Source organism: Clostridium sp. C2-6-12, assembly GCF_009928485.1.
Classification (GTDB): Bacteria; Bacillota; Clostridia; order Clostridiales; family Clostridiaceae; genus Clostridium.
In genome coordinates this window covers 53,276-78,947 of record NZ_JAABNP010000029.1, presented here as the reverse complement: position 1 = coordinate 78,947, position 25,672 = coordinate 53,276, and the positions used below count along the sequence as shown (strand labels likewise).

The 25,672-nt window shown below is 29.3% G+C and carries 18 protein-coding genes; 17 read left to right on the top strand and 1 reads right to left on the bottom strand.

Annotated elements, in window-relative coordinates; translation table 11 throughout:
* Nucleotides 1–271: 271 nt before the first annotated feature.
* The 15 genes from GXK56_RS20550 to GXK56_RS20485 all read left to right on the top strand — a co-directional run bounded on the left by GXK56_RS20550 (nucleotide 272) and on the right by GXK56_RS20485 (nucleotide 22,165).
* Nucleotides 272–607 (top strand): hypothetical protein, encoded by a 336-nt coding sequence (locus tag GXK56_RS20550; protein ID WP_160690916.1) that lies wholly within the window; start codon nucleotides 272–274, stop codon nucleotides 605–607.
* 62 nt (nucleotides 608–669) lie between these two features.
* Nucleotides 670–1,050, top strand: a complete 381-nt coding sequence (locus tag GXK56_RS20545; RefSeq protein ID WP_207710280.1) for a CPBP family intramembrane glutamic endopeptidase — start codon at nucleotides 670–672, stop codon at nucleotides 1,048–1,050.
* 460 nt (nucleotides 1,051–1,510) lie between these two features.
* The gene (locus GXK56_RS20540) at nucleotides 1,511–2,011 is read left to right on the top strand and encodes a GNAT family N-acetyltransferase (protein ID WP_160690912.1); all 501 of its coding nucleotides are present in this window, start codon (nucleotides 1,511–1,513) and stop codon (nucleotides 2,009–2,011) included.
* 255 nt (nucleotides 2,012–2,266) lie between these two features.
* Nucleotides 2,267–4,822 carry a LuxR C-terminal-related transcriptional regulator gene (locus GXK56_RS20535; RefSeq protein ID WP_160690910.1) on the top strand — a complete coding sequence of 852 codons (2,556 nt, stop codon included), beginning with the start codon at nucleotides 2,267–2,269 and terminating at the stop codon, nucleotides 4,820–4,822.
* Between the two features lie 300 nt (nucleotides 4,823–5,122).
* Nucleotides 5,123–5,899, top strand: a complete 777-nt coding sequence (locus tag GXK56_RS20530) for a phage replisome organizer N-terminal domain-containing protein (RefSeq protein WP_160690908.1) — start codon at nucleotides 5,123–5,125, stop codon at nucleotides 5,897–5,899.
* A 94-nt stretch (nucleotides 5,900–5,993) separates the two neighbouring features.
* Nucleotides 5,994–7,154 (top strand): stalk domain-containing protein, encoded by a 1,161-nt coding sequence (locus GXK56_RS20525; RefSeq protein WP_160690906.1) that lies wholly within the window; start codon nucleotides 5,994–5,996, stop codon nucleotides 7,152–7,154.
* 171 nt (nucleotides 7,155–7,325) lie between these two features.
* On the top strand, nucleotides 7,326–7,817 hold the full coding sequence (locus tag GXK56_RS20520; protein ID WP_160690904.1) for a sigma-70 family RNA polymerase sigma factor: 492 nt from the start codon (nucleotides 7,326–7,328) through the stop codon (nucleotides 7,815–7,817).
* Nucleotides 7,810–8,886 carry a hypothetical protein gene (locus GXK56_RS20515; protein WP_160690902.1) on the top strand — a complete coding sequence of 359 codons (1,077 nt, stop codon included), beginning with the start codon at nucleotides 7,810–7,812 and terminating at the stop codon, nucleotides 8,884–8,886. The genes GXK56_RS20520 and GXK56_RS20515 overlap by 8 nt, the downstream gene beginning before the upstream one ends.
* Nucleotides 8,887–9,141: 255 nt before the next feature.
* Complete coding sequence (gene polC, locus GXK56_RS20510; RefSeq protein WP_160690900.1) at nucleotides 9,142–13,485, top strand: DNA polymerase III subunit alpha; 4,344 nt, start codon at nucleotides 9,142–9,144, stop codon at nucleotides 13,483–13,485.
* A gap of 590 nt (nucleotides 13,486–14,075) precedes the next feature.
* Nucleotides 14,076–15,221: an MBL fold metallo-hydrolase gene (locus GXK56_RS20505; RefSeq protein WP_160690898.1), complete on the top strand. Its 1,146-nt coding sequence runs from the start codon at nucleotides 14,076–14,078 to the stop codon at nucleotides 15,219–15,221.
* A gap of 100 nt (nucleotides 15,222–15,321) precedes the next feature.
* Nucleotides 15,322–15,702 carry a MerR family transcriptional regulator gene (locus tag GXK56_RS20500; RefSeq protein ID WP_160690896.1) on the top strand — a complete coding sequence of 127 codons (381 nt, stop codon included), beginning with the start codon at nucleotides 15,322–15,324 and terminating at the stop codon, nucleotides 15,700–15,702.
* Complete coding sequence (locus tag GXK56_RS28610) at nucleotides 15,702–15,830, top strand: hypothetical protein (RefSeq protein WP_279283209.1); 129 nt, start codon at nucleotides 15,702–15,704, stop codon at nucleotides 15,828–15,830. The genes GXK56_RS20500 and GXK56_RS28610 overlap by 1 nt, the downstream gene beginning before the upstream one ends.
* Before the next feature lie 340 nt (nucleotides 15,831–16,170).
* On the top strand, nucleotides 16,171–18,834 hold the full coding sequence (locus tag GXK56_RS20495) for a DEAD/DEAH box helicase (RefSeq protein ID WP_160690894.1): 2,664 nt from the start codon (nucleotides 16,171–16,173) through the stop codon (nucleotides 18,832–18,834).
* A gap of 9 nt (nucleotides 18,835–18,843) precedes the next feature.
* Nucleotides 18,844–20,985 (top strand): ATP-dependent helicase, encoded by a 2,142-nt coding sequence (locus GXK56_RS20490; protein WP_160690892.1) that lies wholly within the window; start codon nucleotides 18,844–18,846, stop codon nucleotides 20,983–20,985.
* 169 nt (nucleotides 20,986–21,154) lie between these two features.
* Nucleotides 21,155–22,165 (top strand): aldo/keto reductase, encoded by a 1,011-nt coding sequence (locus GXK56_RS20485; protein ID WP_160690890.1) that lies wholly within the window; start codon nucleotides 21,155–21,157, stop codon nucleotides 22,163–22,165.
* 229 nt (nucleotides 22,166–22,394) lie between these two features.
* On the opposite strand, the gene GXK56_RS20480 is transcribed toward GXK56_RS20485, so the two are convergent.
* Entirely contained in the window at nucleotides 22,395–23,447 is a 1,053-nt protein-coding gene (locus GXK56_RS20480; RefSeq protein WP_160690888.1) for a LacI family DNA-binding transcriptional regulator, read from the bottom strand.
* Between the two features lie 361 nt (nucleotides 23,448–23,808).
* On the opposite strand from GXK56_RS20480, the gene GXK56_RS20475 reads away from it, so the two are divergent.
* Nucleotides 23,809–24,753, top strand: a complete 945-nt coding sequence (locus GXK56_RS20475) for an ABC transporter permease subunit (protein ID WP_202127923.1) — start codon at nucleotides 23,809–23,811, stop codon at nucleotides 24,751–24,753.
* 18 nt (nucleotides 24,754–24,771) lie between these two features.
* Nucleotides 24,772–25,662: a carbohydrate ABC transporter permease gene (locus GXK56_RS20470; protein ID WP_160690918.1), complete on the top strand. Its 891-nt coding sequence runs from the start codon at nucleotides 24,772–24,774 to the stop codon at nucleotides 25,660–25,662.
* The last annotated feature ends 10 nt before the right edge of the window (nucleotides 25,663–25,672 follow it).

Genomic DNA, 25,672 nt, shown 5'->3' with positions numbered 1-25,672 from the left:
GCATTATTCAAGAGAAGTTGAATTTGCGATTTTTTTAATGCATAATTCTAATAAATTATGAATCAACTGTAGATTTGACGTAGTAAATTAAAAAGATGTTCTTTGAAAATTGAATAATGCGGTATTTGCAAAATATGTTATAATTAATGATTAATGGTAAGATAATACATGGTAATTATCAGCAATAGAGGAACGCATAGTAGCAGTGTAAAAATTGTAATTTATTGATCAATTTATAACTTAGAATTATTTATATTATGGAGGATTTAATATGATAAAAAATAGACATTTTAACCCTGTGAAATCCATCATGCTCATTTATTTGGTATGCTTCGTATTCAGAGCAGTTGAATACATGGTTATTCGTACGGATCAAAATATCTTGGGAGAGGCTTTTATACATAAGCTGATGGGTATCGCTGTGATAATGTTGGCAATATGGTGTTTTTCGCTCAAATGGTCTGAAGTAGGTTTCACAAGAGTCTCCGCACTAAGAAATGCATTCTATGGCTTGCTGCTAGGTGCAACCGTGTTTATGATTGCTTATGGACTGAATTTTTTTTGCAACTGTCAAGAGATAATAATCCATCAATACAAATCTATGTAACCAGCTATTCGCTTGATGGAAATCAAGGTAGACAAACTGGTATAGTATTTTTCATCTTTTGCATGGTAGGGAATATCATCAATGTAGCTATGGAAGAAGGTATATTCCGAGGCCTATTCATTAAGCTATCAGAAACAAGGTATTCATTTATTAAAGCAGTTATTTTTTCATCTGCTCTCTTTGGTATCTGGCATATCGCAACTCCTGTACGCAGTTTATTGGATGGCGAAGTAAGTGCAGGTGGAGCGATGATGTCTGCGTTCATGCTTTTTTTTACAACAGGAATCACCGGAGCAAAATTTTGTTTGTTGACTAAAATTACCGGTTCGCTTTGGATGCCGATGGCTGACCACTTTTTCAATAACACTGTCATTAATCTTTTGCATGTCGCAACGATCTCTAGCTCAGATGAATTACAAGTAATACGCATTTCGATTGCTTAGACGTTATCGTTCCTTATTGTTCTTTTTATCTATTTGAAAAGTGGAGCACACCAAAAGCAGACATTTCGAATATGAACATAAAAATACCAGAGATAAGACATACATTATACTTTCATAGGTTGGATTACGGAATAACAAGTGTTTAAGGTAATCGGAAATTTCAATTTTGAGTAAAATGAGAAGCTGATAAATTTCTATTTGTAGAGTTGATTATAAATGTTATTATATTTCAAAATTTAATAGTAAATTATAATACCGCACTATTTATAATTTATAAGAAGAATTCTACGGTGTTTTTTGTTTCGCAATACTATTAAGCTAGGCATCAATTGTAGAAAGTACGTAGTAATTAATAGAAATGATCTTTGAAAATTGAATAATGTGTGATATTTACAATCTGTGTTAAAATTAATTTATTATGGTAAATTAAGACAAAATACACCAGAGGGAGAAAATATAAATGAATCTATGTATAAAAGAAATTACAGAAGAAAAAATTGAAATATTACTGGAGTTATTACGTAAAAAAGCAAATTGGCTTATTAAAATTGGAAAGCCTATGTGGAATCCCCAATATTTATCTAAGCAGGAGTTTTTAAAGAAATATACCAGCTGTGAAATGTTTATAGTACAGGATAATAAAGAGGTAGTAGGTGGATTTGTATTAGTAGAGAATGATCAATTATTTTGGAATAGTGATGAAAATAATGATTCTGCATACTATATACATAAACTTGTAATTAAAGATGGTTATACAGGAAAAGGATATGCTAAAGATGTAATAGAATGGGTTAAAAAATATTCAATATCAAAGTGTAAAAATTACCTTAGGCTTGATTGTTACGAAGATAGAGAATATTTGAAGCAGTTGTATAGTGAATGTGGATTTAATTTAATACGAGAAATCCACGTAGAAAATAATCTAAATGCCTGTTTATATGAATTATCCTTAAAAAAATAGCGTGAAGATAATCTAGAAATCTTAAGAATTAACACATATCCTTCATGTATTATGAATAACTAAAAATAAATAGCAAATTGTAAAATCGCATTATTCAAGAATTGAATTTGCGATTTTTTACTGCGTAATTCTATAAACAGATGCATATCTGCTGCAATATGGAATTTATGTTGGTATCATTGATTTGCTATTTTCTTTCATGTGACATAAATAAATGGTAAAATAAACACAATAGAAAATATTAAGGGTGATTAAATGAAAAATATTCTTTATACAAGGTTAATAAGACCAAAAAGTAAAAATGTACTCCAAAGAAACGAAAACCTTCAATATAAGCTTGATTTAATTGAAGAGAATAAACTCACTGTAGTAAAAGGCGGAGCTGCTGTTGGGAAGAGTACTCTTATTTCTAATTATATAGGAGAAAAAGATAATTATATGTGGCTTTCCTTAGATGAAAACAGTGATGATTTATCTTATTTTTGGACTTATATACTTAATGGAGTAAAGAACAAAATTGAAGATTTGAACTTTTATATTGATATGATTAACCCTTTAGTAAAGCGGGAAGATATTTTTGAAGTGATTGGTTCTTTAATTAATGAACTTATTAGTGAAGAGGAATTGTTTATAGTATTAGATGATTTTCATTATATAGAAGATAAATTCCTTATGGAGACTATTGAATATTTTATATATAATTCATCAGAGAATATACATTTTGTATTGATTTCAAGATATGATATTAAGTTATATTTAGGAAATATTCTCATGAAGAGTGGTGTAATAAACATAAATCCAGAGGATTTTAATTTAACTTTAGAAGAAACCAAAGAATTCATTACAAAGACTATTAACATAGCTATTAATGATGAAATTGCAAAGGAAATATACTTAAATACTGAAGGTTGGATAGGAGCTATTAAGCTTTTATTGACCATATTAAGCAGTAATAAGAGTATGAAATATATACCAAAAGGAAATAAATTATTTATTGATTATATGAACAAAGAAATTATAAGCAGTTTATCACAGGAAGAAATAGATTTTTTAGTTAAGACTTCTCCATTAAATTACGTAAATCCAGATATTTATGGGGAAATAGATAATAAGGACGGATTTAAAATAATAGAAGGATTAATTGAAAAAAATATGCTTATTATTATGATAGATGAAGAAAAAAGGATATTTAGATATCATAATATTTTAAGGCAGTATTTAATGGAGCTTTTTGAGAAATATGATGAAAAAGTTAAAAATCATACTATTACTAAAATTACTGATTCACTAATTGAAGAGGGAAATTATGATGAAGCAATTAGTATATTCTTAAATTACAAAAGGTATGATGATGCAATAAAGGTAATTGAAAAAAATGGGCATAATATTGTATCTATGAAAATATTAAATGAATTTCCTTTAGAATATTATAGTAAGAGTGTAGATTTGGCTATTACAACTATATTTTTTAATTATTTGAATTTAGATTATGAAAGATGTGCTGTGTTATGTGATTCCTTTGGAGGGGATGCCAATAAAGATCTTGTAAATTGCAGTAAAATATTAAAGATAATAATAAATAACTATGCTTCAGGTGAATGTTATTTTGAATTACCAAAGGAAATAGACAACAATTATAATATACTGTCTAAGACAATTTATTATATTATAGCTTCATGGATTTTAGGCTTTTGGGGTGAGTGTACAAAGGCATTAGAAATGGTAGCTTTAATAGAAGAAGCTAATAGAGAATTGAAAAATAGCTATGTTAATTTAGTATGCAAATACAATAAAGTATCTTTATTAGAAGAAATGGGGAAATTACGAGAAAGTGAAGATGGTTATAGAGAGTTAATAGAAGCCATTGATAATAAAAAATATAAATCTTGCTTTTCTATTTTTAGAACAGTAGGGTTACCAGGAGTTTATATTAAAAAGCTTATGGACAAGGAAGCAGAAGAGTTATTAAATGAGGCACATAAAATACTAAATGAATATAGTGGAAGAGCTGTTTCAAACGGATTGAAATATGGAATTGATTATAATTTAGCAGAAGTTAAATATATTCAAGGTAATATTAGTGAATGTGAGAGCTTGTTAAGTGATATAGATAAGGAAAATAAAGAAGGATATGTATATATTCAAATGCTGGCTTTAAAGATTAGGCTTCTTGCATCAGAAGGTAAAATAAAAAAAGAAGAATATGAAGATTTTATACGTATTTATGAAAAGATATATTTAAATTTAAATTATTCTATTAATATAAAAATAACTTATGGAGAGGTACTTTTTGAATTAGGAAGATATGAAGAGGGCTTAGAGGCAATGAATAAGGTTGCATCTATAAGTAGAAAAAATGGAGTTGGTTATTCGCTTATATATTCACTTTTGTGGAAATCAATCATATTAAATAAGTTTAAACCTAACGAAGAGCGTGAAATTGGAAATGTTTTAAAAGAAGCTATATTCTATTCCAGAGATGAAGATATATTATTTCCTTATTATAAGACTAGAAAATACTTAAAGGAAATATTAAAGAAATTTATGGGGGAATTATTAAAAGATAAAGATAATAAGGAATTCATTAAAAAGCTTTGTGAAATAATGGACATAAAAGAGGAAAACGAAGTTTTAAGCTCTAGAGAAATAGAAGTGCTTCAGGCTTTAGTAGATGGACTTACTAATAAGGAAATTGGGGAGAAATTATTTATATCTGTTTCAACAGTAAAAACTCATATTATTAATATTTATTCTAAGCTTGGGGTTAAAAATAGGGTAGAGGCTGTTAATGAAGGGCGAAAGGTTATTTAGAGGAAATGAGATATTAGAATTAAAGGAATAATTGTAGCAGTTTATAGTAATAGGATAAATGAAGAGTATACAAACTTAGTAAAATGTTTAAGAAGGTTAGAGATAATTGTTTATTTCTAGCCTTTTTTATTGAATCTAAATAAAATAAATTAATGAGCAGATTAAATGAAAATAATAAAATTTAGGGAGTAAATTATAGAATTAGTAATTTATTTAAAAAATTTTTGAAAGGGGTTTATATTTTTAAGAAAAATACATATATCCATTATGAGAAGAAAAATTAAAAGGGGTGCATGTAAAATGAAAGAAAGACGCTTTATTAAATTAAGAACTGATATGTATGAGGATACAAAAATGAAAATAATAGATAGAAATCCAAGAAGAGATCTTATTCATTACATATGGAATAGACTTGTAGTGCTTGCAGGAAAGGTTAATAAAGAAGGGGAATTATTTATGTCCAGAACTATTCCATATACAATTGAATCTTTAGCTGTAGAATTTAACAGAGAGCCAGAGGAGATTAAATTAGCTATGGATTTATTAATCCAATTAGAAATGATGGAATATAAAAAAGAGGGAGTATATATAGTTAAAAATTTTGCTAAGCATCAAAATATTAAGATTAAGGAAAAAGATAAAGAAGTTGTTGTGAAAGTTCAAGATAAGTTGGAAGAAAACAAAGAAGAGTATATTCAAAAGGAAAGTAAAGATGAAGAACAAGTGACAGAAATTAAAGAACAAGAAAAAGAGCAACATAATATTAATAATGAAAACTATACTAATGCTAAAATTTGGGACAATTTATCTAATAAGCAGGACACAAATGTAACTGAAGCACAAGAAAGTAAGAGTTTACAAAAAGTGAGTGCTGAGTCTTTGTCTATTCAAAAACATATAGGGAAGAAGGTAGGAAGAAAGAAGATGAAAAACTTAGCTATAATTTGTGAAGAAGATGATGATAATGATGAGCAAATTTGTAGTTTCACAGAAGGTGAATATGTTTTAGGTGAAAATGAAACGTTAATAAGATCGTTAACTTTTTGCGGTGATGAAATTATTGAGAATATAAATTAAAAATATTTTAGAATTTCATGCAACACTTTCCTAAGTTGGATTGTATTTAATATAGAAAGATAAAAAATACGTATAAAGAAGGAGTGTAAAAAGTATGAAAAAAATAATGATAAGTTTATTAACAGCAATAACAATTGTGGGAATATGTGTACCTGCATTTGCAGAAGATATTTCGGATGACAAATTTGAAATACAAATTCTGAATGAGCCAATGCTAATATCTACTAACACAGCTAAGGATGTAGTTAATAATGTAATTATACATGGGAAAACTATAAATTTACGTGAACTTGGAGTTGTCATAAATAATGGTAAAGTTATGGTGCCATTAAAAGTTACTGCTGAAGGGCTTGGCTTTAAAGTTGATATAAATAAGGATAATAAAAAAGCAGAATTAGATAATGATAAAATAAAAACTGAAATTGAAGTAGATAAGGATAGTTATTATTATGCAAGCAGCCATATGATAGGAATGACTGCACCAGAAAAATTAGGAGCAGCACCAGTTGTCATTGATAATGAAATATATGTCCCAATAAATCTTTATAAGCTGCTATTAAATGATTCAAAAACTATAGGAAGTTGTTTTGTTCAAACAAAAGATGGTCAAGGAATTTATGTTGAGAATGGAGAGCTTACTACTGGATGGAAGCTTATAAATAATAAGTGGTATTTTATGAACAATGATGGCATAATGCAAAAGGGCTGGGTGCAATCAAATAACAATTGGTATTATCTATATGATAATGGAGAAATGGCAAGTGATACAATTACACCTGATGGATATAAAGTAGATCAAAGTGGCAAATGGGACTTTGGAAAAGCTATTTTAAATTCAACTGAGAAAAATAAAATAAAAGCAGGTATGCAAAATCCCATAGAGGAATATAAAACTATAGCAGAAGCTCAAAAAGCTTTAAAATTCAAAGTAAGTGTTCCAAAGGAAATACCATCCGAGTATAAGGTTAAATTCATAAGCACTATATCAAAGGAAACTTTTCAAATTGGTTATGGGAATGAAAAAAATCAGATTTTATTTAGAATGGGACAAGGTGTAGAAAATATAAGCGGAGATTATAATATATATAAGGTTAACAATACAATAAAATTAGAGGATAAATCTATAAATTTAAGTGGAAATGATAAACTTATAAACCTTGCAACTTGGAAAATAGATAATATGTATTATTCACTTTCAGTAGATAATGGAATGGAAAAAGATGATATTATAAAGATAATAAAAAGTACTTTTTAAAGGTTATAAAACATTACGATATAACTTGTAATTAACGTAATTCATAAGGTTTATGTTTGATGCATTTGTTCTAGGTAAATGTAGCAAATTAAAATTATTCAGTAAAAAGCTGCTTTAGGCTATTAAAACTTTTGTTAATTGGGTTATTTAAATGGAAGGATGATTTTGATAATGAATGAGGTTTCATTGCGTACGGATGAAATTATCTCACAGGATTTAGATAAATATGGAGATATGCTGCTGAGACTGGCGTATTCATATATGAAAAATATTTATGATGCAGAAGATGTAGTTCAAGAGGTTTTTGTACAATTACTTAAAAATATGGATATGTTTGAAAGCAATGACCATAAGAAGCATTGGCTTATTTGTGTTGCAAGAAATACTTGCAAAAATAAACTGAAATCTGCATGGTTTAAAAGACATGTAGAGTTAACGGAAATGCCATATTATGATGAGTATAAAGACAGTAACGTTCTTAGTAAAGTTATGCAGCTTCCACTAAAATATAGAGAAATTATTTATTTATATTATTATGAAGGTTATACTACAGTGGAAATTGCATCAGTAATAAACAAAAAAGAAGCAACAATACGTTCATTGCTTAGTAGAGGAAGAAATATATTAAAAAAAGAGCTAAAGGAGGAGTATGATTTTGAGTAAGAAGTACAAGGAAGATTTAGATAAAATTGTTATGAATGATGAAATGAAAAAAAGAATACTCAATAATGTGCTCAAGAATAATATAGAAGCAAAAAGTATAACAACAGTAGTAAAAAAGAATAATAATTTTAAAAGAAATATGCAGCTGGTTGCAGCATGCTTTACTGTGGTAGTTTGTCTAAGTGTTATTAAAAATTATCCTGAATTTTTTAAGCTTGAAAATAATAATTTAAAGCAAAATCAAGAAATTGAAAAAAGTGCAGACATAGATAATGATTTGAAAAAAGTAAAAGAGAGTGAAGTTTATGGCAATAATGAAGATAATACAAGTAATAATGATAGTATTAAAAACAATGAACCTATAAATTCCACAGCTGGAAATGAAGAAATTAGTAAGAAAAATGATTCTTTAGAAAATCAAAAAGAAGATAATAATAAAAAATCAGTTGGAGATGTACAAAAAGCACAAGGAATTAATAATTCAAATGCAAATTCAGAAATAGTAACTAAAATAAGTCCAGAAATGCAGAATAATAATGAAAAAGCAGGTAGGATGTCAAGTGAGGCTGTTAATAATAAAAAGGATATACCTACTAAAGAAAATGATGCTGCTGAAAATCAAGGCAAAACAACTAATAAAGAAAATGATGAAATTGAAAGTTCATCTATAGTATCTAGTGGGTATTTCATTAAGGAATATAAAACTTTAGAAGAAGCTGAAAAAGCATTGAATTTAAAGATAAATACAGTGAAAGCATTACCTAAAGGGTATAATATTAGAAGTATAAATGTTATAGCAAATGAAATTATACAAATTGACTATAACAGTGGCGAAAAAGATATTTCTTTTAGAGCAGGTAAAGAAGTAGAAAATATAAGTGGTGATTATAATGAATATATAAATAAAAATTCATCTAAAGTAAATGATGTTAATGTTATTTTAAATGGAAATAAGGATAAAATAATTAATCTAGCAACTTGGGAAAGTAAAGGCATATCATATTCCATTTCCTCAAGAAGTGGAATTGAGGAAGAAACAATATTAAATATGATTAAAAGCAGCTTATAGAGATGTAAATTTATTAAATAATCATTATAATCAATTAATATAAATCAAAAGGATACTTGAAATAATAATTTTGAGTATTCTTTTTTGTTGTTAAGGAAAGAATAATATTATTAGTATATTATTGTCATTGATATACTAGTTTTATTATGGAATGGTAATTTGATCTAAAAAAATAATAAATTTTAGTCTTAACAATCGTATGTTAAACTTATATAATAGTAACATATTAAAAAATTGGAGAAGGTAAGGGGTAGTATGAAAAAAGTAAATGAAGCTTTTAGTGATTATGTATATGGTAGAAAAATTAATACTGCACTTATAGAATCTGTAATTTTACGTAAGAGAACTAAAGTTTTAGAAATGGCAATTAGTTCAGATGAGTACATTGACTTAGAAGAAATTGAAAGCTTTAAAGATTTTATTAAAGGAAGATTTGGCTTAAATGATTCGAAAATTATGATTAAGTATTCTGATAATGTTAAGATAAGGCCAATAGAAGAGGAATTAAAAAATATTGTTTTAGGGATGGCTAATAAATATCCTGCATTAAAGGCTGCAGTAAATAATAGTGATTATGAAATTGTAGGCAAAACAATAAATTTTAGTTTTAAAATTCCAGTATCAGGTTTTTTAAAGACAATGGGCTATGATAAAAAAATTGGTAAAGCAATTCAAACTATATATAACTCAAATTATGAAATAAAGTTTATTGATAATTTAGATAGTGAAGAATTAATAAGGCTTGAAGAAGACAAAAAAGCAAATGAAAGAATGGTTCTTAAAGATATTAAAGCAGCGCAAAGTATTCAAGCACCAGAATTACCAAAGGTTGAAGAAAAACTGGAGGTAAAAGCAGAAGGTGATGGCAAAAAATCAAATGCAAATCCATTATTGATTTTGGGCAGAAATGGAAACATTAAAGAACCTGTAATAAAAATAAATCATATTACACCTGATGAAGGAAGAGTAGTAATTGAGGGAGAAATAGCTAACATTGAAGCTAAAGAATTAAGAAGTGGAAAAATGTTAATTTCCTTTGATTTATATGATGGATCAAACTCAATGACTTGTAAAATATTTTGTAAACCAGGTGAATATGATGAAGTATTTTCAAGAATTAAAAAGGCTAAAGGTTTAAAACTTGCTGGAAATGCTGGGTACAGTAATTTTTCTCATGAAGTTGAATTGATTGCTAATACTGTTATTGAAACAGAAGGAATAAGAAAAGCTAAGAGAATGGATAATTCAGAAGTGAAGAGAGTAGAGCTTCATATGCATACTCAAATGAGTCAAATGGATGCCATGTCAAGTGCTAAGGATTTAATTAAGAGAGCAATGAGCTGGGGTATGAAGTCTATTGCTATAACAGACCATGGAGTTGTTCAATCCTTCCCAGAAGCGCATAAGCTACTTGGAAGAGATAATCCTGATATGAAGGTAATATATGGTGTGGAAGCTTATTTAGCTCCTGATAAAAAGACGTCTGTAACAAATCCTAAAGGGCAAAGTATTGATACTACATACTGTGTTTTAGACTTGGAAACTACAGGTTTTTCTGCTGAAACAGAAAAAATAACCGAAATAGGAGTAATGAAAATTCAGGATGGAAAGGTAATAGATAAATTCAGCACCTTTGTAAATCCGCAAAAGTCAATTCCTATGAAAGTTGTTGAAGTAACTAAAATAACTGATGATATGGTAAGAGATGCAGAAACTATAGATAAGGTATTCCCAAAACTTCTTGATTTTATAGAAGGAAGTGTTTTAGTTGCGCACAATGCCGAATTTGATATTGGCTTCTTAAAACATAATGCAAAAGTTTTAGGCTATGACTTTGATTTTACTTATATAGATACCTTAGGTCTAGCTCAAGATGTATTTCCTGATTATAAATCTTATAAATTAGGAAGAATTGCTAAGAATCTTGGAATAAAGGTTGAGGTTGCTCACAGAGCTTTAGATGACGTTGATACTACAGTTAAGGTATTTAACATAATGCTTGATGAGCTAAAAGAAAGAGGAGCCAAAATGCTTTCAGAAATAGACGAATATGCAGCAGATGAAGAGGCTAAAAAGGTTGCTTATAAAAAGGTTAAAACTTATCATATAATAATACTTGCAAAAAATTATGTTGGCTTAAAGAACTTATATAAACTTGTATCATATTCTCATTTAGATTATTTTTATAAAAAGCCACGTATATTAAGAAGTATGCTTGAACAATATTCAGAAGGCTTAATTATTGGTAGTGCCTGCAGTGAAGGTGAGTTATTCCAAGCAATGCTCTTAGGGAAACCTCAAGAGAAAATTGAAGAAATTGCAAGCTTCTATGATTATTTAGAAATTCAGCCTTTAGGGAATAATGATTATTTAGTAAGGCAGGAGCAGGTACCTAATAAAGATTATTTAAAAGAAATAAACAAAAGGATTGTAGCTTTAGCAGAGAAGTTAGGTAAGCCTGTAGTTGCAACAGGGGATGTTCACTTCTTAGATCCAGAAGATGAAATTTACAGACGTATATTAGAAGCAGGTCAAGGATTTAAAGATGCTGATGATCAAGCACCATTATATTTAAGAACTACTGAAGAAATGCTTGATGAGTTTGCATATTTAGGAAGAACAAAAGCTTATGAAGTTGTTGTTACAAACACTAATATAATAGCGGATATGTGTGAGCAGATAAGTCCTATTTCACCAGAAAAATGTCCACCTCACATTGAAGGCTGCGAGCAAACAATTAAAGACATTGCATTTGGAAAGGCCCATGAACTTTATGGAGATCCACTCCCTGAAATTGTTCAGGCAAGACTTGATAAGGAACTAGATTCTATTATAAAAAATGGGTTCTCAGTAATGTATATTATTGCTCAAAAACTGGTGTGGAAATCAAATGAAGATGGATACTTAGTAGGTTCCAGAGGATCTGTTGGATCTTCCTTTGTTGCAAATATGACAGGTATAACAGAAGTTAATGCATTGCCGCCACATTATAGATGCCCTAGCTGTAAATATTCTGACTTTGAAGATTATGGCGTGTTAAATGGATTCGACTTACCAGATAAGGTTTGTCCTGTTTGTGGAGAAAATCTTTATAAGGATGGAATAGACATACCATTTGAAACCTTCTTAGGCTTTAATGGAGATAAGGAACCTGATATAGATTTAAACTTCTCAGGGGAATACCAAGCAAAGGCACATAGATATACAGAAGTTATCTTTGGTAAAGGAACTACCTTTAAAGCAGGAACAATAGGTACTATAGCTGAAAAAACAGCTTTTGGTTATGTTAAAAAATATTATGAGGAAAGAAATATTCCAATAAACAAAGCAGAAACTATGAGAATTTCAATAGGCTGTACTGGTATAAAAAGAACTACAGGACAGCATCCAGGAGGAATTATAGTTGTACCAAAGGGACGTGAAATCTTTGAATTTTGTCCTGTACAGCATCCTGCTGATGACCCAAATTCAGATATTATAACAACACATTTTGATTATCACTCAATAGATTCAAATCTTTTGAAACTTGATATATTGGGACATGACGATCCTACAGTTATAAGGATGCTTCAGGATATTACAGGCGTTGATCCAAAAGATATACCTATGGATGATAAGGCAACTATGTCTTTATTCTCATCTACAGAGGCCCTTGGAGTAACTCCAGACCAAATAAATTCCAAGGTAGGAACCTTTGGTGTTCCTGAATTTGGTACTAAATTCGTTAGAGGAATGCTTTTAGATACAAAACCAAAAACTTTTTCAGATTTATTGTGTATATCAGGGCTTTCACATGGTACAGACGTATGGCTTGGAAATGCTAAGGACCTAATAGACAATGGAGTAATCACAAGTATCAGTGATGCTGTATGTACGAGAGATGATATTATGGTGTATTTGATTAAAAAAGGTCTTCCGCCTAATACAGCCTTTAAAATAATGGAGCTTGTACGTAAAGGTCAGGCACTTAAAAATCCAGAAAAATGGGCAGAATTTGAAGCTATGATGAGAGAAAAAGAAGTACCAGAATGGTATATAGATTCTTGTAGAAAAATAAAATACATGTTCCCTAAAGCCCATGCTGCAGCATATGTAATGATGGCTTTTAGAATAGCTTGGTTTAAGGTTCATATACCTAAGGCTTATTATGCAACTTACTTTAGTATTAGAGCTAAGGCTTTTGATGCAGAATTTATGATATTTGGAAAAGAAAAGGTCAGAGAAAAGATGAAAGAAATTGAAGCTTTAGGAAACGAAGCAGCTCCTAAGGATAAGGATATGTATGATGACTTGGAAATAGTTTTAGAAATGTATGAAAGAGGAATTAAATTCTTACCAATTGATTTGTATAAATCCCATGCAACAAAGTTTCAACTTGAAGAAGACAGCATAAGACCACCTTTAAACAGTATAGCTGGAATGGGAACAGTTGCTGCTGAAAGTATAGCAAGTGCAGCAAAAGAAAAGGTCTTTAACTCAGTAGATGACGTAAAGAAACGTTCTAAAATAGGAAATGCAGCAATAGAACTTCTTAGAAAATTTGATTGTTTAAGAGGTCTTCCGGAAAGTGACCAAATGAGTTTCTTCGATGCAGTTTAGGAGTACACATATAAAAAGAGTGGCTATGCGCTTCTATAAAGACCAGCTATGCGCAATACGGAACTATTCACAATGCGGAACTTATCTGCAATACGGAATTTAAACTAACTATAATTTATTAATGATATTTAAAAGAAATATTATTTTACAATTAAATATATTCAGATAAAAAAATAAACAAAGTCTATATTTTTATGACGACTAAAAATATAGACTTTGTTTTTAGTTATTTTCAAAGTTTTAAAATACATTTTTATTTTTCAGTAAGAGATGAACTTACTTTGTTATTTCCTTTATCACAGTTATTTTTTCCTTTATTTTTATCAGCATTACTCTTATCATTTTTATTTTTGTTATATTGGGAACCACTCATTTAAACCACTCTCCTTATATTTATCCTTAATTTTTATTATTCACAAAAGAGTTTTTATTATTCACTTCTATAAAATTTCTTGACTTGGAGTGGACTCCAAGTGATAGACTATATAATATAAAGAATAAAAAATAATTATTTAATAATATAGATATATGTAGAATAAATTGAAGGTATTTGAAAGAAGATTAAAAAAATAAGAAAGTGAGATGTTAATATGAAAATAATTTTTAGTTTAGTCATTATTATATTTACACTATGTGTAGGTATTGCTATATTTTTAAAATTAAATCGCTCTTTTGGCGGAAATCCTAGTAAAAATGAAAAGGAATATTATAAAACTTTAGAAAATTATGTTGATGGTAAATTTATAAATAAAGTTCCAATCAGAAATAGTTTCACTATATCGTCTAATGTCAAAGAAACTGAGGAAAGTAAAAAGGAGCTTAAACCAAATGCTGAAATTTCTATTCATAGGTTTGAATGGAATAAAATTAATAGTGAAAATGATAGTATGACTTGGCTTGGTCACTCGGCTTTTTTACTAAGTATAGACAATAAAAAAATACTTGTTGATCCAATGTTAGGACCTATTGCATCACCATTTTCCTTTGTTGGAGTTAAAAGATATAAATATAGTCAAAATATATTAAATATTATTGATGAAATGCCATTAATAGATGTTGTGCTTATTACTCATGACCATTATGATCACTTAGATTATCAATCAATTAAAAAGCTTCATAGTAAGGTTTTGCATTTTATAGTCCCATTGGGAGTTGGCTCACATTTAATTCGATGGGGAGTTTCTAAAGAGAGAATTACAGAATTAAATTGGTGGGAGGAAATAAATCATAAAGGCTTAAGCCTTGCCTTAACACCTTCAAGGCATTTTTCAGGAAGAGCTGTTTTTAATTCTAATAGTACTTTATGGGGTGGATGGGCAATTCTTGGGAGAAATACTCGTTTGTTTATAAGTGGAGACGGTGGTTATGGTCCTCATTTTAAAGAAATTGGAGATAAATATGGACCTTTCAATATGACTTTAATGGAAGGTGCTCAATATGATAGACGTTGGGAAAATGTTCATATGATACCTGAGCAATCTGTTCAAGCCAATTTAGACCTTAAAGGGGAAAACATGATGTTAATGCATTGGGGAGGTTTTAGACTGGCTAATCATGATTGGAGAGAACCAATAGAGCGAGCAATAAAAGAAGCTAATAAAACAGGAACGAATCTTATTACATCTGAAATTGGAGAAACTATTTTGTTTGATTCTAATTTAAAGGAACAAGTATCCGCATGGTGGCAAAGCATTGATGGAGAGTTTGCTGATGTTAATATGAATCATGAAACTTAGGGAGTATAAATATAATGTAGATTTAATCTATATATGAAAATAATTTATTGACCTTGAGTGAAGTCTAGATGTTATAATGTGAAAAAAGGAGGTAAAATATATGACTATTGCTGAAGTAAGTAAAATATATGAGCTTTCACAAGATACACTCCGTTATTATGAACGAATAGGATTAATTCCGGCCGTTAACCGTAAAAGTGGAATTAGAGACTATAATGAAGAAGACTGCAGGTGGATAGAATTTATTAAATGTATGAGGGCAGCAGGTCTTCCTATTGAAGTTTTAATTGAGTATGTAGCTTTGTTTCAAAGAGGATATGAAACAATTGATGCAAGAAAACAGCTTTTGAAAGAGCAGCGTGCTATATTAGTACAAAAGATGGAAGATATGAAAAAAACCTTAGAGCGGTTGGATTATAAAATAGAAATGTATGAGAACGGAATAATTGAAAAAAAAGAGCAATTAATGAAATTTGATTAATGAAAGTGCGTGAAAATGAAACAGTATTATTTACTAATTTTATAAGGCAAATGTATATAGAAAAGTTAAGAGAAGAAGTGAAAAGAAAAAAAGGGTTAAGGTTAAAATTTATAGATTTTAATCCTTAACTCTCTTTGTTAATCACGCATTATTTTGAGTTTATTAAAGTTAATAAGAACAACACTTTAAAATAACCTTTTTCCATTTTCTTAGCTAACGTTTCCATACCCTCATTTGTATTCTTTATATCAAAATTTTAATCGCAGACTTATACCCTTATAGTTAAAGCTTATATATATTATATCATGGGATTGTAGTGTTATTCTTGTTTATATGAATTTTAATGCACTTTTGATGTAATTATTCAGCCTTTGATATATAATTATAAATAAAATTATTCATATGAAAAAGACAAATATATTAGGCTATTACTTATCATTGAGCTTTATGAAAAAAGGAGCAATATTAATGAATATAAATGAATTAATCATATACAATAAAACAATTCCCAAAAGAGAAGGAATTTATGTAGATTATCCTGACAATTTATCAGAGGAATTATGTAGATATCTTTTTGAAAAAGGTATTGATAAATTATATTGTCATCAAGCTGAAATGTTTGAAAAAGCCACTGATGGCAATAATGTTGTGATAACTACATCAACAGCCAGTGGAAAAACTCTAAGTTTTTTGCTGCCAGTTATTCAAGAAATTTTATCTAACCCTTTAGCTAGGGCAATTTTTATTTATCCTACAAAAGCGCTTGCAAGTGATCAATATAGAGCTATTCAGCCATATTTAGAATACTTTGGAGATAACAGGATTTCAGCAGGAGTTTATGATGGGGATACTCCTGTAAATGAAAGAAGTAGAATTAGAAAAAATGCTAATATTATTTTGACTAACCCAGAAATGATAAATGCAGCTTTTTTACCTAATCACAGTAAGTTTGGCTTTGATTTTATCTTTTCTAATTTAAAATATGTAGTAATTGATGAACTTCATACTTATAGGGGAGCCTTTGGTTCACATTTAGCAAATGTTTTTAGAAGGCTTGGAAGAGTTTGTAGATATTACAATTCTTCTGTGCAATATTTATGCAGTTCTGCAACTATAGCAAATCCAGTTGAACTGGCAGAAGAAATTTGCGGACAGAAATTCATGGAGGTTTATAAAGATGGATCTCCAGCTCCAAAGAAAAATTATAAGCTTCTTCAACCACCAAAGATTATGGGTCATGATAAAAAATATTATGGACAGGTGCAGTCAAATTCGGTTGCTGCTGAGTTAATCCCTGATTTAGTGGAAAATGATAATAGTTTTATTGCTTTTGCCAAATCAAGAAGAAATGTTGAAGTTATCTTAAAGGAAGCAAGAGATAAATTAGAAACAGAAGTGTTTTTTGGAGCATCTTTAAAAGATAAGATATCTGGATACAGGGGGGGGTATACACCTCTTGAACGTAAAGAAATTGAAAATAAAATGATTACTGGAGTTTTACGAGGACTGGTATCTACAAATGCCTTGGAACTTGGAATAGATATTGGGAAAATTGATACCACTGTAATTGTTGGATATCCAGGAACGAGAGCCTCCTTTTGGCAGCAGACTGGAAGAGCAGGAAGAAGCGGAATGGAAAGCACTAATTATTTGATTTTTGATAATCTGCCTTTTGATCAGTACATAGCAATTAATCCAGACTGGCTTTTTGAAGGTGGAAGTGAAAATGCAGTTATAGATAAGAATAATTTATTAATAGAACTGGCTCATATACGTGCTGCAGCTGCTGAAATACCACTGACTTTAGATGATATTACAATTTTTCCTGATTTAGGTGAAACAATTCCTGTTTTAATAAGAGCCAGTGAATTGACTAATCAAAGTGGAAAGTTTGCATGGTGTGGTAATTCTTTTCCAGCAGGAGATTTCAGCTTAAGAAATATTGATAAATTAAGATATAAGCTGATTAATAAAGAAAATAATAAAGAAATAACTGAAATGGATGAAATGCAGGCTTTCCGTGAAATTCATAATGGAGCAATATACATGCATGATGGTGTTCAGTATCAGGTTGTAAAGCTTGACTTGGAAAGCAGGACTGCATATGCTATTCCTTTTAATGGAAACTACTATACCATGCCAGGTGGTACTACAAACATTAGGATTATTCAAGGCAGCAAGGATATGGAATACAAACGTACCAAAGTCAAATTTGGAGATGTAAATGTTGATGAAATAGTTTATATGTACAAAAAACTTCAATTTCATAATCATCAAAATTTAGGCTTTGAACAGCTAGAAAATCCATTATCAAAGGATTATGATACAGAAAGCACATGGATAAGAATTCCTGATAATGTTGTTACAGTATATAGGAAGCTCCTTCAAGAAAGTCAAAATGGAATGATTATTAGAAATAATCATTTTGAGGGAGTTTGCTATGCAATTAAAAATTCAGCTATGATGACAACAATGTCAGAGCAGGAGGATATTGGTGTTGTAATGTCTAACAATGCCTTACAGCTAGGGCAAAATTACAATGATGAAGTCTATATGTTTGTTTATGATAAATATGTAGGAGGCTTAGGGTATTCGGAAAAAGTATTTGATTTAATAGAAAATATAATTGAAGCTGCTATTAAGCTGGTAAGTGGCTGTCAATGTGATAATGGCTGTGCTGCATGTATAGGAGATTACCAATTGGATAAAACTATGGTTTTATGGGGGCTAAAAAATTTGTTAGAAGAAATAGAAGCACCTAAAGGCATTAAGTTAGCTGAATATGCACCAGCAACTTTTATTAAAAAGTTATTTAAATTTGAGGAATTACAAGATAAGTGGCAGGAATTTTGTGAATATCTGAAAGATAATGGAGATACTTTTGCAAGATTTTTAAGCACAATTCCAAAGGTAGAAATAGAAAATCGTACTTTGACCTTAGTTTTAAATAATGTATTCTATAAAGAATGGGTAATGGAGGAAAGTAATAAAAAAAGTATATTGAACATTATTTCTTTTCATACAGATGCACCAATTGGAGTTCAATTAAATATAAGAGTTGAAGATATAAAGGATGAAAGCAGTAATACAAAAAATAAATTACAAAGAAGATATAAAGATCTTGTGGATTAGGAGGCTTCCATGGATTATGAAAAAGAGTTAGAGAGATTAAATGAATATCAAAAGGAAGCAGTATTAGATGAAAGTAAAGCTTGCATTGTTAATGCAAATGTTGGAAGTGGAAAAACAACAGTTTTAATTTCAAAGATTTTATATCTTCATTATGCAAAAAATATAAGTTATAAAGATATGATTGTGCTTACCTTTACTAATAAGGCAGCCAATGAAATCAAAGAAAGATTATTAGCTTCTGATAGTGATATAAAGTTAGAAGAACTAGAGGGTTTTGGAACCTTTCATAGTGTTGCGCTCCATTTCTTAAAAAATGTATTGCCTGTTGAAAAAATAGGATATAACAAAGATTTCTTAGTAATAGAACCTGAGGAAGAATTAAATATTGCCCTGGAAATAATACAAGAGGAAAAGCTGAAAATAAAATATAAAAACCGCTTAAAGAAGAGGCTTGAACAGGCAATGGCAATTGAGAAAGAAGAAGAAAAGGTTTCTCCTTATGAGGATGATATATTTAAACTGGTTGAACTTTTACGAAAAGAAAAAATAAAGCAAAACAAAATGTCTTTTTTGGATATATTGGTAAATGCTAAAATTTTATTAAATGAACAAAAAATTAAACCAAAATGGATTATTATAGATGAGGTACAGGATAGCGATAAACTTCAACTTAATTTTATTGATAAGTTGAAAAGTGCTAATACTAAATTATTTGCAGTAGGTGATCCTAATCAGGTTATTTATACTTGGCGTGGAAGTTCTCTAAATGTTGTATATGCCTTAAAACATAAATATAATGCTAAGGAATTGTCTCTTCCAATAAATTATCGTTCCAGCAGTTTTATTTTAGAGGCAGCAAAATCGTTCCAGCAAAATGGAGAGAGTTTAGTTGGAGCACGTGAAAATGGAAATAAGATTATAGTAAAAAATCATTACAATCCATTTAATGAAGCTTGTTATTTAGTAGATAAAATTAAAGAAATGCATAATTCAGGAGTACCATATAAGGAAATTGCAATTTTTTATAGACTGCAGGAACAAGCACAAGTTTTAGAAGATGTATTTTTGAAAAATCAGCTTCCATATGAAGTATCCTTAAAGAAAAACATAGGTGATATTCAAGTTCTAAACTGGATGATTAAACTATTTCGTGTTTGTGTAAATAAAGATGATTTTTCATCTGCAACATATGTCCTTAGTAATAAGAATTATGGGGAAAGAATGACAGAAAAAGCAGCTAAAAAGATAGTGAAAGAACAAAATACAATAAAATCAGAGCTACTTGAAAAAATGTATGAGTTTCTTCATAAAGCTTCTCATATAAGTAAACCAGAAGATATATATGATTATTTTGAATTTGATAAATATATAAGACCGACTTCAGCTAATTACATAGAGGATAAAGAGGCTATTTTTACTTTGCTGAATATTATAATAGAATATGTAAAAGAAAAGCAAAAGCCTTTTGAAGATGGAATTAGAGAATTTATAAACTCCTCAGCTTTATATGGTATGAATATTTTGAAAAAAGACATAAATAATGATACAGATTCTGTTAAATTAATGACCTTACATGCATCAAAAGGCTTAGAATTTTCTCATGTATTTATTATAGGAGTTAATTATGGTTTAATTCCGTTGCATACTAGAGATATGGAGGAAGAAGAAGAACAAAGGTTATTTTTTGTGGGAATTACAAGAGCAAAAGATTATTTGGAGCTTTCTTATTATACAAATCCAGATTACCAAAGAGCAGCGTCAGGAGAAAGCAGATATATTAATATGATTCCTCAAAAACTAATTGAAAGTGATAAGAGTCAAAGAGAAACTGTTAGTTTACAGTATTTAAAAAAGCAAATTCAAGAGGCGAGGAATGAAAGTAATAAGGAATATGACGATTTAGAAAAAACAGTTTCTGAAGCAATACCAGGAGAAGAGAAAAATGATAATATTGAACAAGTAAGCCAACAAGAAAAAGCAAAAGATATTAGAGAGATAAACGAAACAACAATAAAGCAAGTCAGCCACAAGAAGTATGGAAAGGGAAAAGTTTTAAGAGAAGATGATATGATGCTTGAAGTTGAATTTGAGAATTATGGAATCAAAGAATTTATAAAAGCATTTAGTGATTTGGAGTTTTTAAATAATTAAGTCTGTTAAGAGTTAAGAATCAAGGATGTTAAATATTAAGGATTTTTCTATAATGGAAATTAATTAAGAAATATGTATAATAAAAAGTGGTGGTCTTAAAAGTAACAATCAGATAGTGAATGTTACAAAAGTTAAAAATAGAATTTTGTGCAAGAAAGGCGATGTAAATATGGTAAAGGTTACTTTAGGTAGAACAGGCATTACAGTAAATAGAAATGGATTTGGAGCTCTTCCAGTTCAGCGTGTTTCTAGTGAGGAAGCAGTTAAGCTGCTTAGAAAAGCATATGATAACGGAATTGATTTTTTTGATACAGCAAGAAGTTATACTGATAGTGAGGAAAAATTAGGCCTTGCTTTAAGTGAGGTTAGAGAAAAAATAATTATAGCAACCAAAACTCCATCAACAACTGTTGAAGGTTTTTGGAGTGATTTAGAAAAAAGTCTTACTATGCTTAAGACAGATTATATTGATATTTATCAATTCCATAATCCAAGCTTTTGTCCTAAACCAAATGATGGAACAGGTCTCTATGAAGCTATGTTAGAAGCAAAAAAGCAAGGGAAAATTAGATTTATAGGAATTACAAATCATAGACTTCCAGTGGCAATTGAAGCTGTGGAATCAGGACTCTACGATACATTGCAATACCCATTTAGTTATCTTGCTCACAAGAAGGAAGAGGATTTAGTAAACTTATGTAAAGAAAAAAATATAGGTTATATTTGTATGAAAGCTTTAGCTGGAGGGCTTATTACAAGAAGTGAAGTGGCTTATTCATACCTTGCTCAGTTTGATAATACTTTACCTATTTGGGGAGTTCAAAGAGAAAAGGAACTTGATGAATTTATTTCTTACATAGAAAATCCACCAGTGATGACTGAGGAAATTAAGGACTATATTGAGGGTGAAAGAAATGAACTTTCAGGTGAATTCTGTCGTGGCTGTGGATATTGCATGCCATGTCCAGCAGGAATAGAAATAAACAATTGTGCAAGAATGTCTCTTTTGCTTAGACGTTCTCCATCAGAAGGACACCTTTCAGAAGAAGGACAGGCTAAGATGAAAAAGATTGAAGACTGTATAGAGTGTGGAAAGTGCAAAGCTCATTGTCCTTATGGATTAGATACTCCAAACCTTTTAAAGAGAAATTATGAGGACTATAAGACTTTTTTAAACTAATAAGTTAGAAATTAAAAAGGATTTATTTTAACTAATTTTATCAAAATATATAAAATAGTTCTTAAAATACCCATATAAAGATAAGCAAAGCATTTATCTTTTTACTTTGAAATTTAAGATATAGGTTTTATTGTATTAAATGAGGTATGTTTAAAATTATTTTAAAACATCATATTATTTAATATTATATATAATGATATAAAAAAACCTCTGTTTAATAACAGGGGTTTTATTGTATTATATCTCCAGTGGATTCTCGGAATTTAGGTGAAGTTCGTACATGTATTGTTCTAAAAGGAATAGCAGGATTATCTATTCTTGAAAGTAATAAATTTGCGGCAATATCACCCATTTCATAGCTTGGAATACTAACAGTAGTAAGATGAGGTTCGATTATTTTTGATTCCATTGAATCATCAAAACCGCATATTAAAATGTTTTCAGGTACAGAAATATTTTTATGCTTTAAAGCACGTATAACATCAATTGCAATAAAATCATTTGCACATATAAAAGCATCAGGAAGAACTGAGATTTCAATTATTTTATTTCCAAGCCATTCAGGATCACCATAAGGTTCTTTGTCCTTTTCGAGAATACAATTATTAGTATCAAGGGAAATGTTAGAATCTAATAAAGCAGAACAATATCCTTTCCAACGCTCATAAAAGCTTTCGCAATGAAAAATATCTCCAACAAAACCAATGTTAGTTTTATTGTTATTAATTAAAGTTTTTGTAATATTATAAATACTGTGATAGTTTTCCATCAATAGAATGTCGGAATTCACGGGTGAAATGTTATGGTTGCTAGGTGAATCAACAAATAATGTTGGGATGTCTAATTCACATATGAGATCACTATATTTTTTATCAAACAACTCTATGCATATTATAGCATCAACAGATTCTGGTTTGAAGTTAAATGGTAGGTTTAAGGAATTCAATTCATTATCACGAATAACGTACATAGACAGTCTATACCCCTGATTACTAATTTTTTCTTCAAAACCTGATAAAAGGTGTGATCCAAAATGGGAACTATTTGGCATACTGCGTGTAAATAGTGCTATCTCTTTATTTAAAGGTATGTTTGAGGAAATTGATGGTGTATTGTTTATGTAAGCAAATTGCTTGTAACCCATTTCTATTGCTTTTTGAATAATCTTAGATTTTGTAGCCTCTGCTAGAGAACCTGTATTATTTAAGGCTTTGGAAACAGTATTTCTTGAAATGCCTAATTCATCAGCAATATCTTGAACTGTTATTTTCTTGTTTGGCATTATTAAATGCTCCCTTCTTTTTTTATAAAACTCCATATTAATATTTAAGTAGTGTATTGAAATTAGTATAACAAATAAAGTGTCAAATGTAAAATTTAATAATGCTATTTATATAAATGCAAATATATAGATAGGAAAAGTAAATGATTAGTGTGCAAATGTAAAAATAACAATATTACAAAATGTAAAATAAATATTGACAAATGTAATAATAATTTGTTAATATTTATTTGTAAGTTGTAGATAAGGTTTACAACTATGAAGAAAAAATAAAGTGTATTTGCAAATGCAAAAAAGGTTAGGTTTCAAATGTAAAAATGTGTTTCATGTTTTTATAATCAAATGAAAGGAGAAGGTAATTTTGAATGAAGTAAAAAGTGTATTGCCTAATATTAACAAAAAACACACCCAACTATACAGCAACTTGAAATATATCAAAAAAAATTATCAATTATATCTTTTCTTCACGTTGCCGCCACTAATACTATTAATTATTTTTAAGTATATTCCAATGGGAGGAGTACTAATTGCGTTTGAAGACTATAGTGCAATTTTAGGAGTTTTTAATAGTCAGTGGGTAGGATTAAAACATTTTGAAAGATTTTTAGCTTCACCAGATTTTATGAACTATCTTATGAACACTTTAAAGATAAGTTTGTATGGACTATTATGGGGATTCCCAATACCAATTATACTTGCATTATTTTTAGCAAGAATAAAGAGTGAAAGAATAAGAAAAAAAATTCAATTGATTCTTTATGCTCCAAATTTTATTTCTGTAATTGTACTATCAGGTATGATTATTATTTTCTTGTCACCTGCTGGACCACTTAATAAAATGCTTGGAACAGCAACTAATTTTATGACAATGCCAAGTGCATATAGAACAATATACATAGCTAGTGGAATTTGGCAGGGAGCAGGATGGGCGTCAATTATTTATACAGCTGCTTTATCTAGTGCAAGCAAGGAATTGACTGAAGCAGCTGTTATAGATGGTGCAAATATTTTTCAACAAATTTTAAATGTTGATTTACCAGCTATAAAACCAATCATGGTTATTCAATTTATTTTATCAGCAGGAAATCTTATGAGTATTGGTTTTGAAAAAGCATATGCTCTGCAAACAGATTTAAATTTACCTGCATCAGAAATTTTACCTACTTATGTATATAAAATGGGCCTACTAATGGGTGATTACAGTTTTTCAACAGCTGTAGGGTTATTTAATTCTGTTATTAATATAATTTTACTATTAGTTGTAAATTCAATTGTTAAAAAATTAAACGAGGGAGAAGGAATATAGAAGATGAGTAATGTGAGAATGAAAAAATTCAAAAATTTATCCTTTTCTGATAAGTCCATTACAATAGGTGGTCATGTAGGAGTGATGCTTTTTGTACTAGCTATTATTATACCACTAGTATATGTAGTAGTTGCATCTTTTATGGATCCTACTGAATTAAATAATAATGGTTTGACATTTAATTTAAGTAAATGGTCATTAGATGGATACAACAGAATATTTAAAGATGACATGATATTGAGAGGTTTCTTTAATTCTGTATTTTATTCTATTGGATTTGCTGTGATTTCAGTTGCTGCTACTCTTTTAGCTGCGTATCCTTTATCTAGACCAGATTTTGTAGGAAAAAAACTTATTACTACACTATATGTTATTACTATGTTTTTTGGAGGCGGATTGATGCCAACATATCTTTTAGTAGATAATTTAAAGATGCTTAATACAGTATGGGCAATTCTGCTTCCGGGAGCAATTAATGTATGGAATATTATACTTGCAAGAACTTATTTTCAAAGTTTGCCAAAAGAATTAAGAGAAGCATCAGCCATAGATGGTGCAAGTGATGTTACACATTTTATTAAAATCATGCTACCGGTATGTAAACCAATTATTGCAGTATTACTTTTATATCAATTTGTAGGTCAATGGAATAGTTACTTTGACGCAATGATCTATTTAGATGATTCTAAGTTGCAGCCTTTACAATTAGTGATCAGATCAATACTAATTCAAAATACACCAAGACCAGGTATGATATCTGATATCCAAAGTACAGCAGCAATGGCTAAAATTGCAGAGCTATTAAAATACTCTACTATTGTTGTTTCAAGTTTACCTCTACTAGTCATGTATCCATTCTTCCAAAAATATTTTGACAAGGGAATAATGGCAGGATCAGTAAAAGGTTAAATAATATATA

What these genes read in the sequence shown, in the direction of transcription:
- GXK56_RS20550 (WP_160690916.1), top strand. Translation starts at nt 272, where the DNA reads ATGATAAAAAATAGACATTTTAACCCTGTGAAATCCATCATGCTCATT.
- GXK56_RS20545 (WP_207710280.1), top strand. Translation starts at nt 670, where the DNA reads ATGGTAGGGAATATCATCAATGTAGCTATGGAAGAAGGTATATTCCGA.
- GXK56_RS20540 (WP_160690912.1), top strand. Translation starts at nt 1,511, where the DNA reads ATGAATCTATGTATAAAAGAAATTACAGAAGAAAAAATTGAAATATTA.
- GXK56_RS20535 (WP_160690910.1), top strand. Translation starts at nt 2,267, where the DNA reads ATGAAAAATATTCTTTATACAAGGTTAATAAGACCAAAAAGTAAAAAT.
- GXK56_RS20530 (WP_160690908.1), top strand. Translation starts at nt 5,123, where the DNA reads ATGAAAGAAAGACGCTTTATTAAATTAAGAACTGATATGTATGAGGAT.
- GXK56_RS20525 (WP_160690906.1), top strand. Translation starts at nt 5,994, where the DNA reads ATGAAAAAAATAATGATAAGTTTATTAACAGCAATAACAATTGTGGGA.
- GXK56_RS20520 (WP_160690904.1), top strand. Translation starts at nt 7,326, where the DNA reads ATGAATGAGGTTTCATTGCGTACGGATGAAATTATCTCACAGGATTTA.
- polC (WP_160690900.1), top strand. Translation starts at nt 9,142, where the DNA reads ATGAAAAAAGTAAATGAAGCTTTTAGTGATTATGTATATGGTAGAAAA.
- GXK56_RS20505 (WP_160690898.1), top strand. Translation starts at nt 14,076, where the DNA reads ATGAAAATAATTTTTAGTTTAGTCATTATTATATTTACACTATGTGTA.
- GXK56_RS20500 (WP_160690896.1), top strand. Translation starts at nt 15,322, where the DNA reads ATGACTATTGCTGAAGTAAGTAAAATATATGAGCTTTCACAAGATACA.
- GXK56_RS28610 (WP_279283209.1), top strand. Translation starts at nt 15,702, where the DNA reads ATGAAAGTGCGTGAAAATGAAACAGTATTATTTACTAATTTTATAAGG.
- GXK56_RS20495 (WP_160690894.1), top strand. Translation starts at nt 16,171, where the DNA reads ATGAATATAAATGAATTAATCATATACAATAAAACAATTCCCAAAAGA.
- GXK56_RS20490 (WP_160690892.1), top strand. Translation starts at nt 18,844, where the DNA reads ATGGATTATGAAAAAGAGTTAGAGAGATTAAATGAATATCAAAAGGAA.
- GXK56_RS20485 (WP_160690890.1), top strand. Translation starts at nt 21,155, where the DNA reads ATGGTAAAGGTTACTTTAGGTAGAACAGGCATTACAGTAAATAGAAAT.
- GXK56_RS20480 (WP_160690888.1), bottom strand. Translation starts at nt 23,447, where the DNA reads ATGCCAAACAAGAAAATAACAGTTCAAGATATTGCTGATGAATTAGGC.
- GXK56_RS20470 (WP_160690918.1), top strand. Translation starts at nt 24,772, where the DNA reads ATGAAAAAATTCAAAAATTTATCCTTTTCTGATAAGTCCATTACAATA.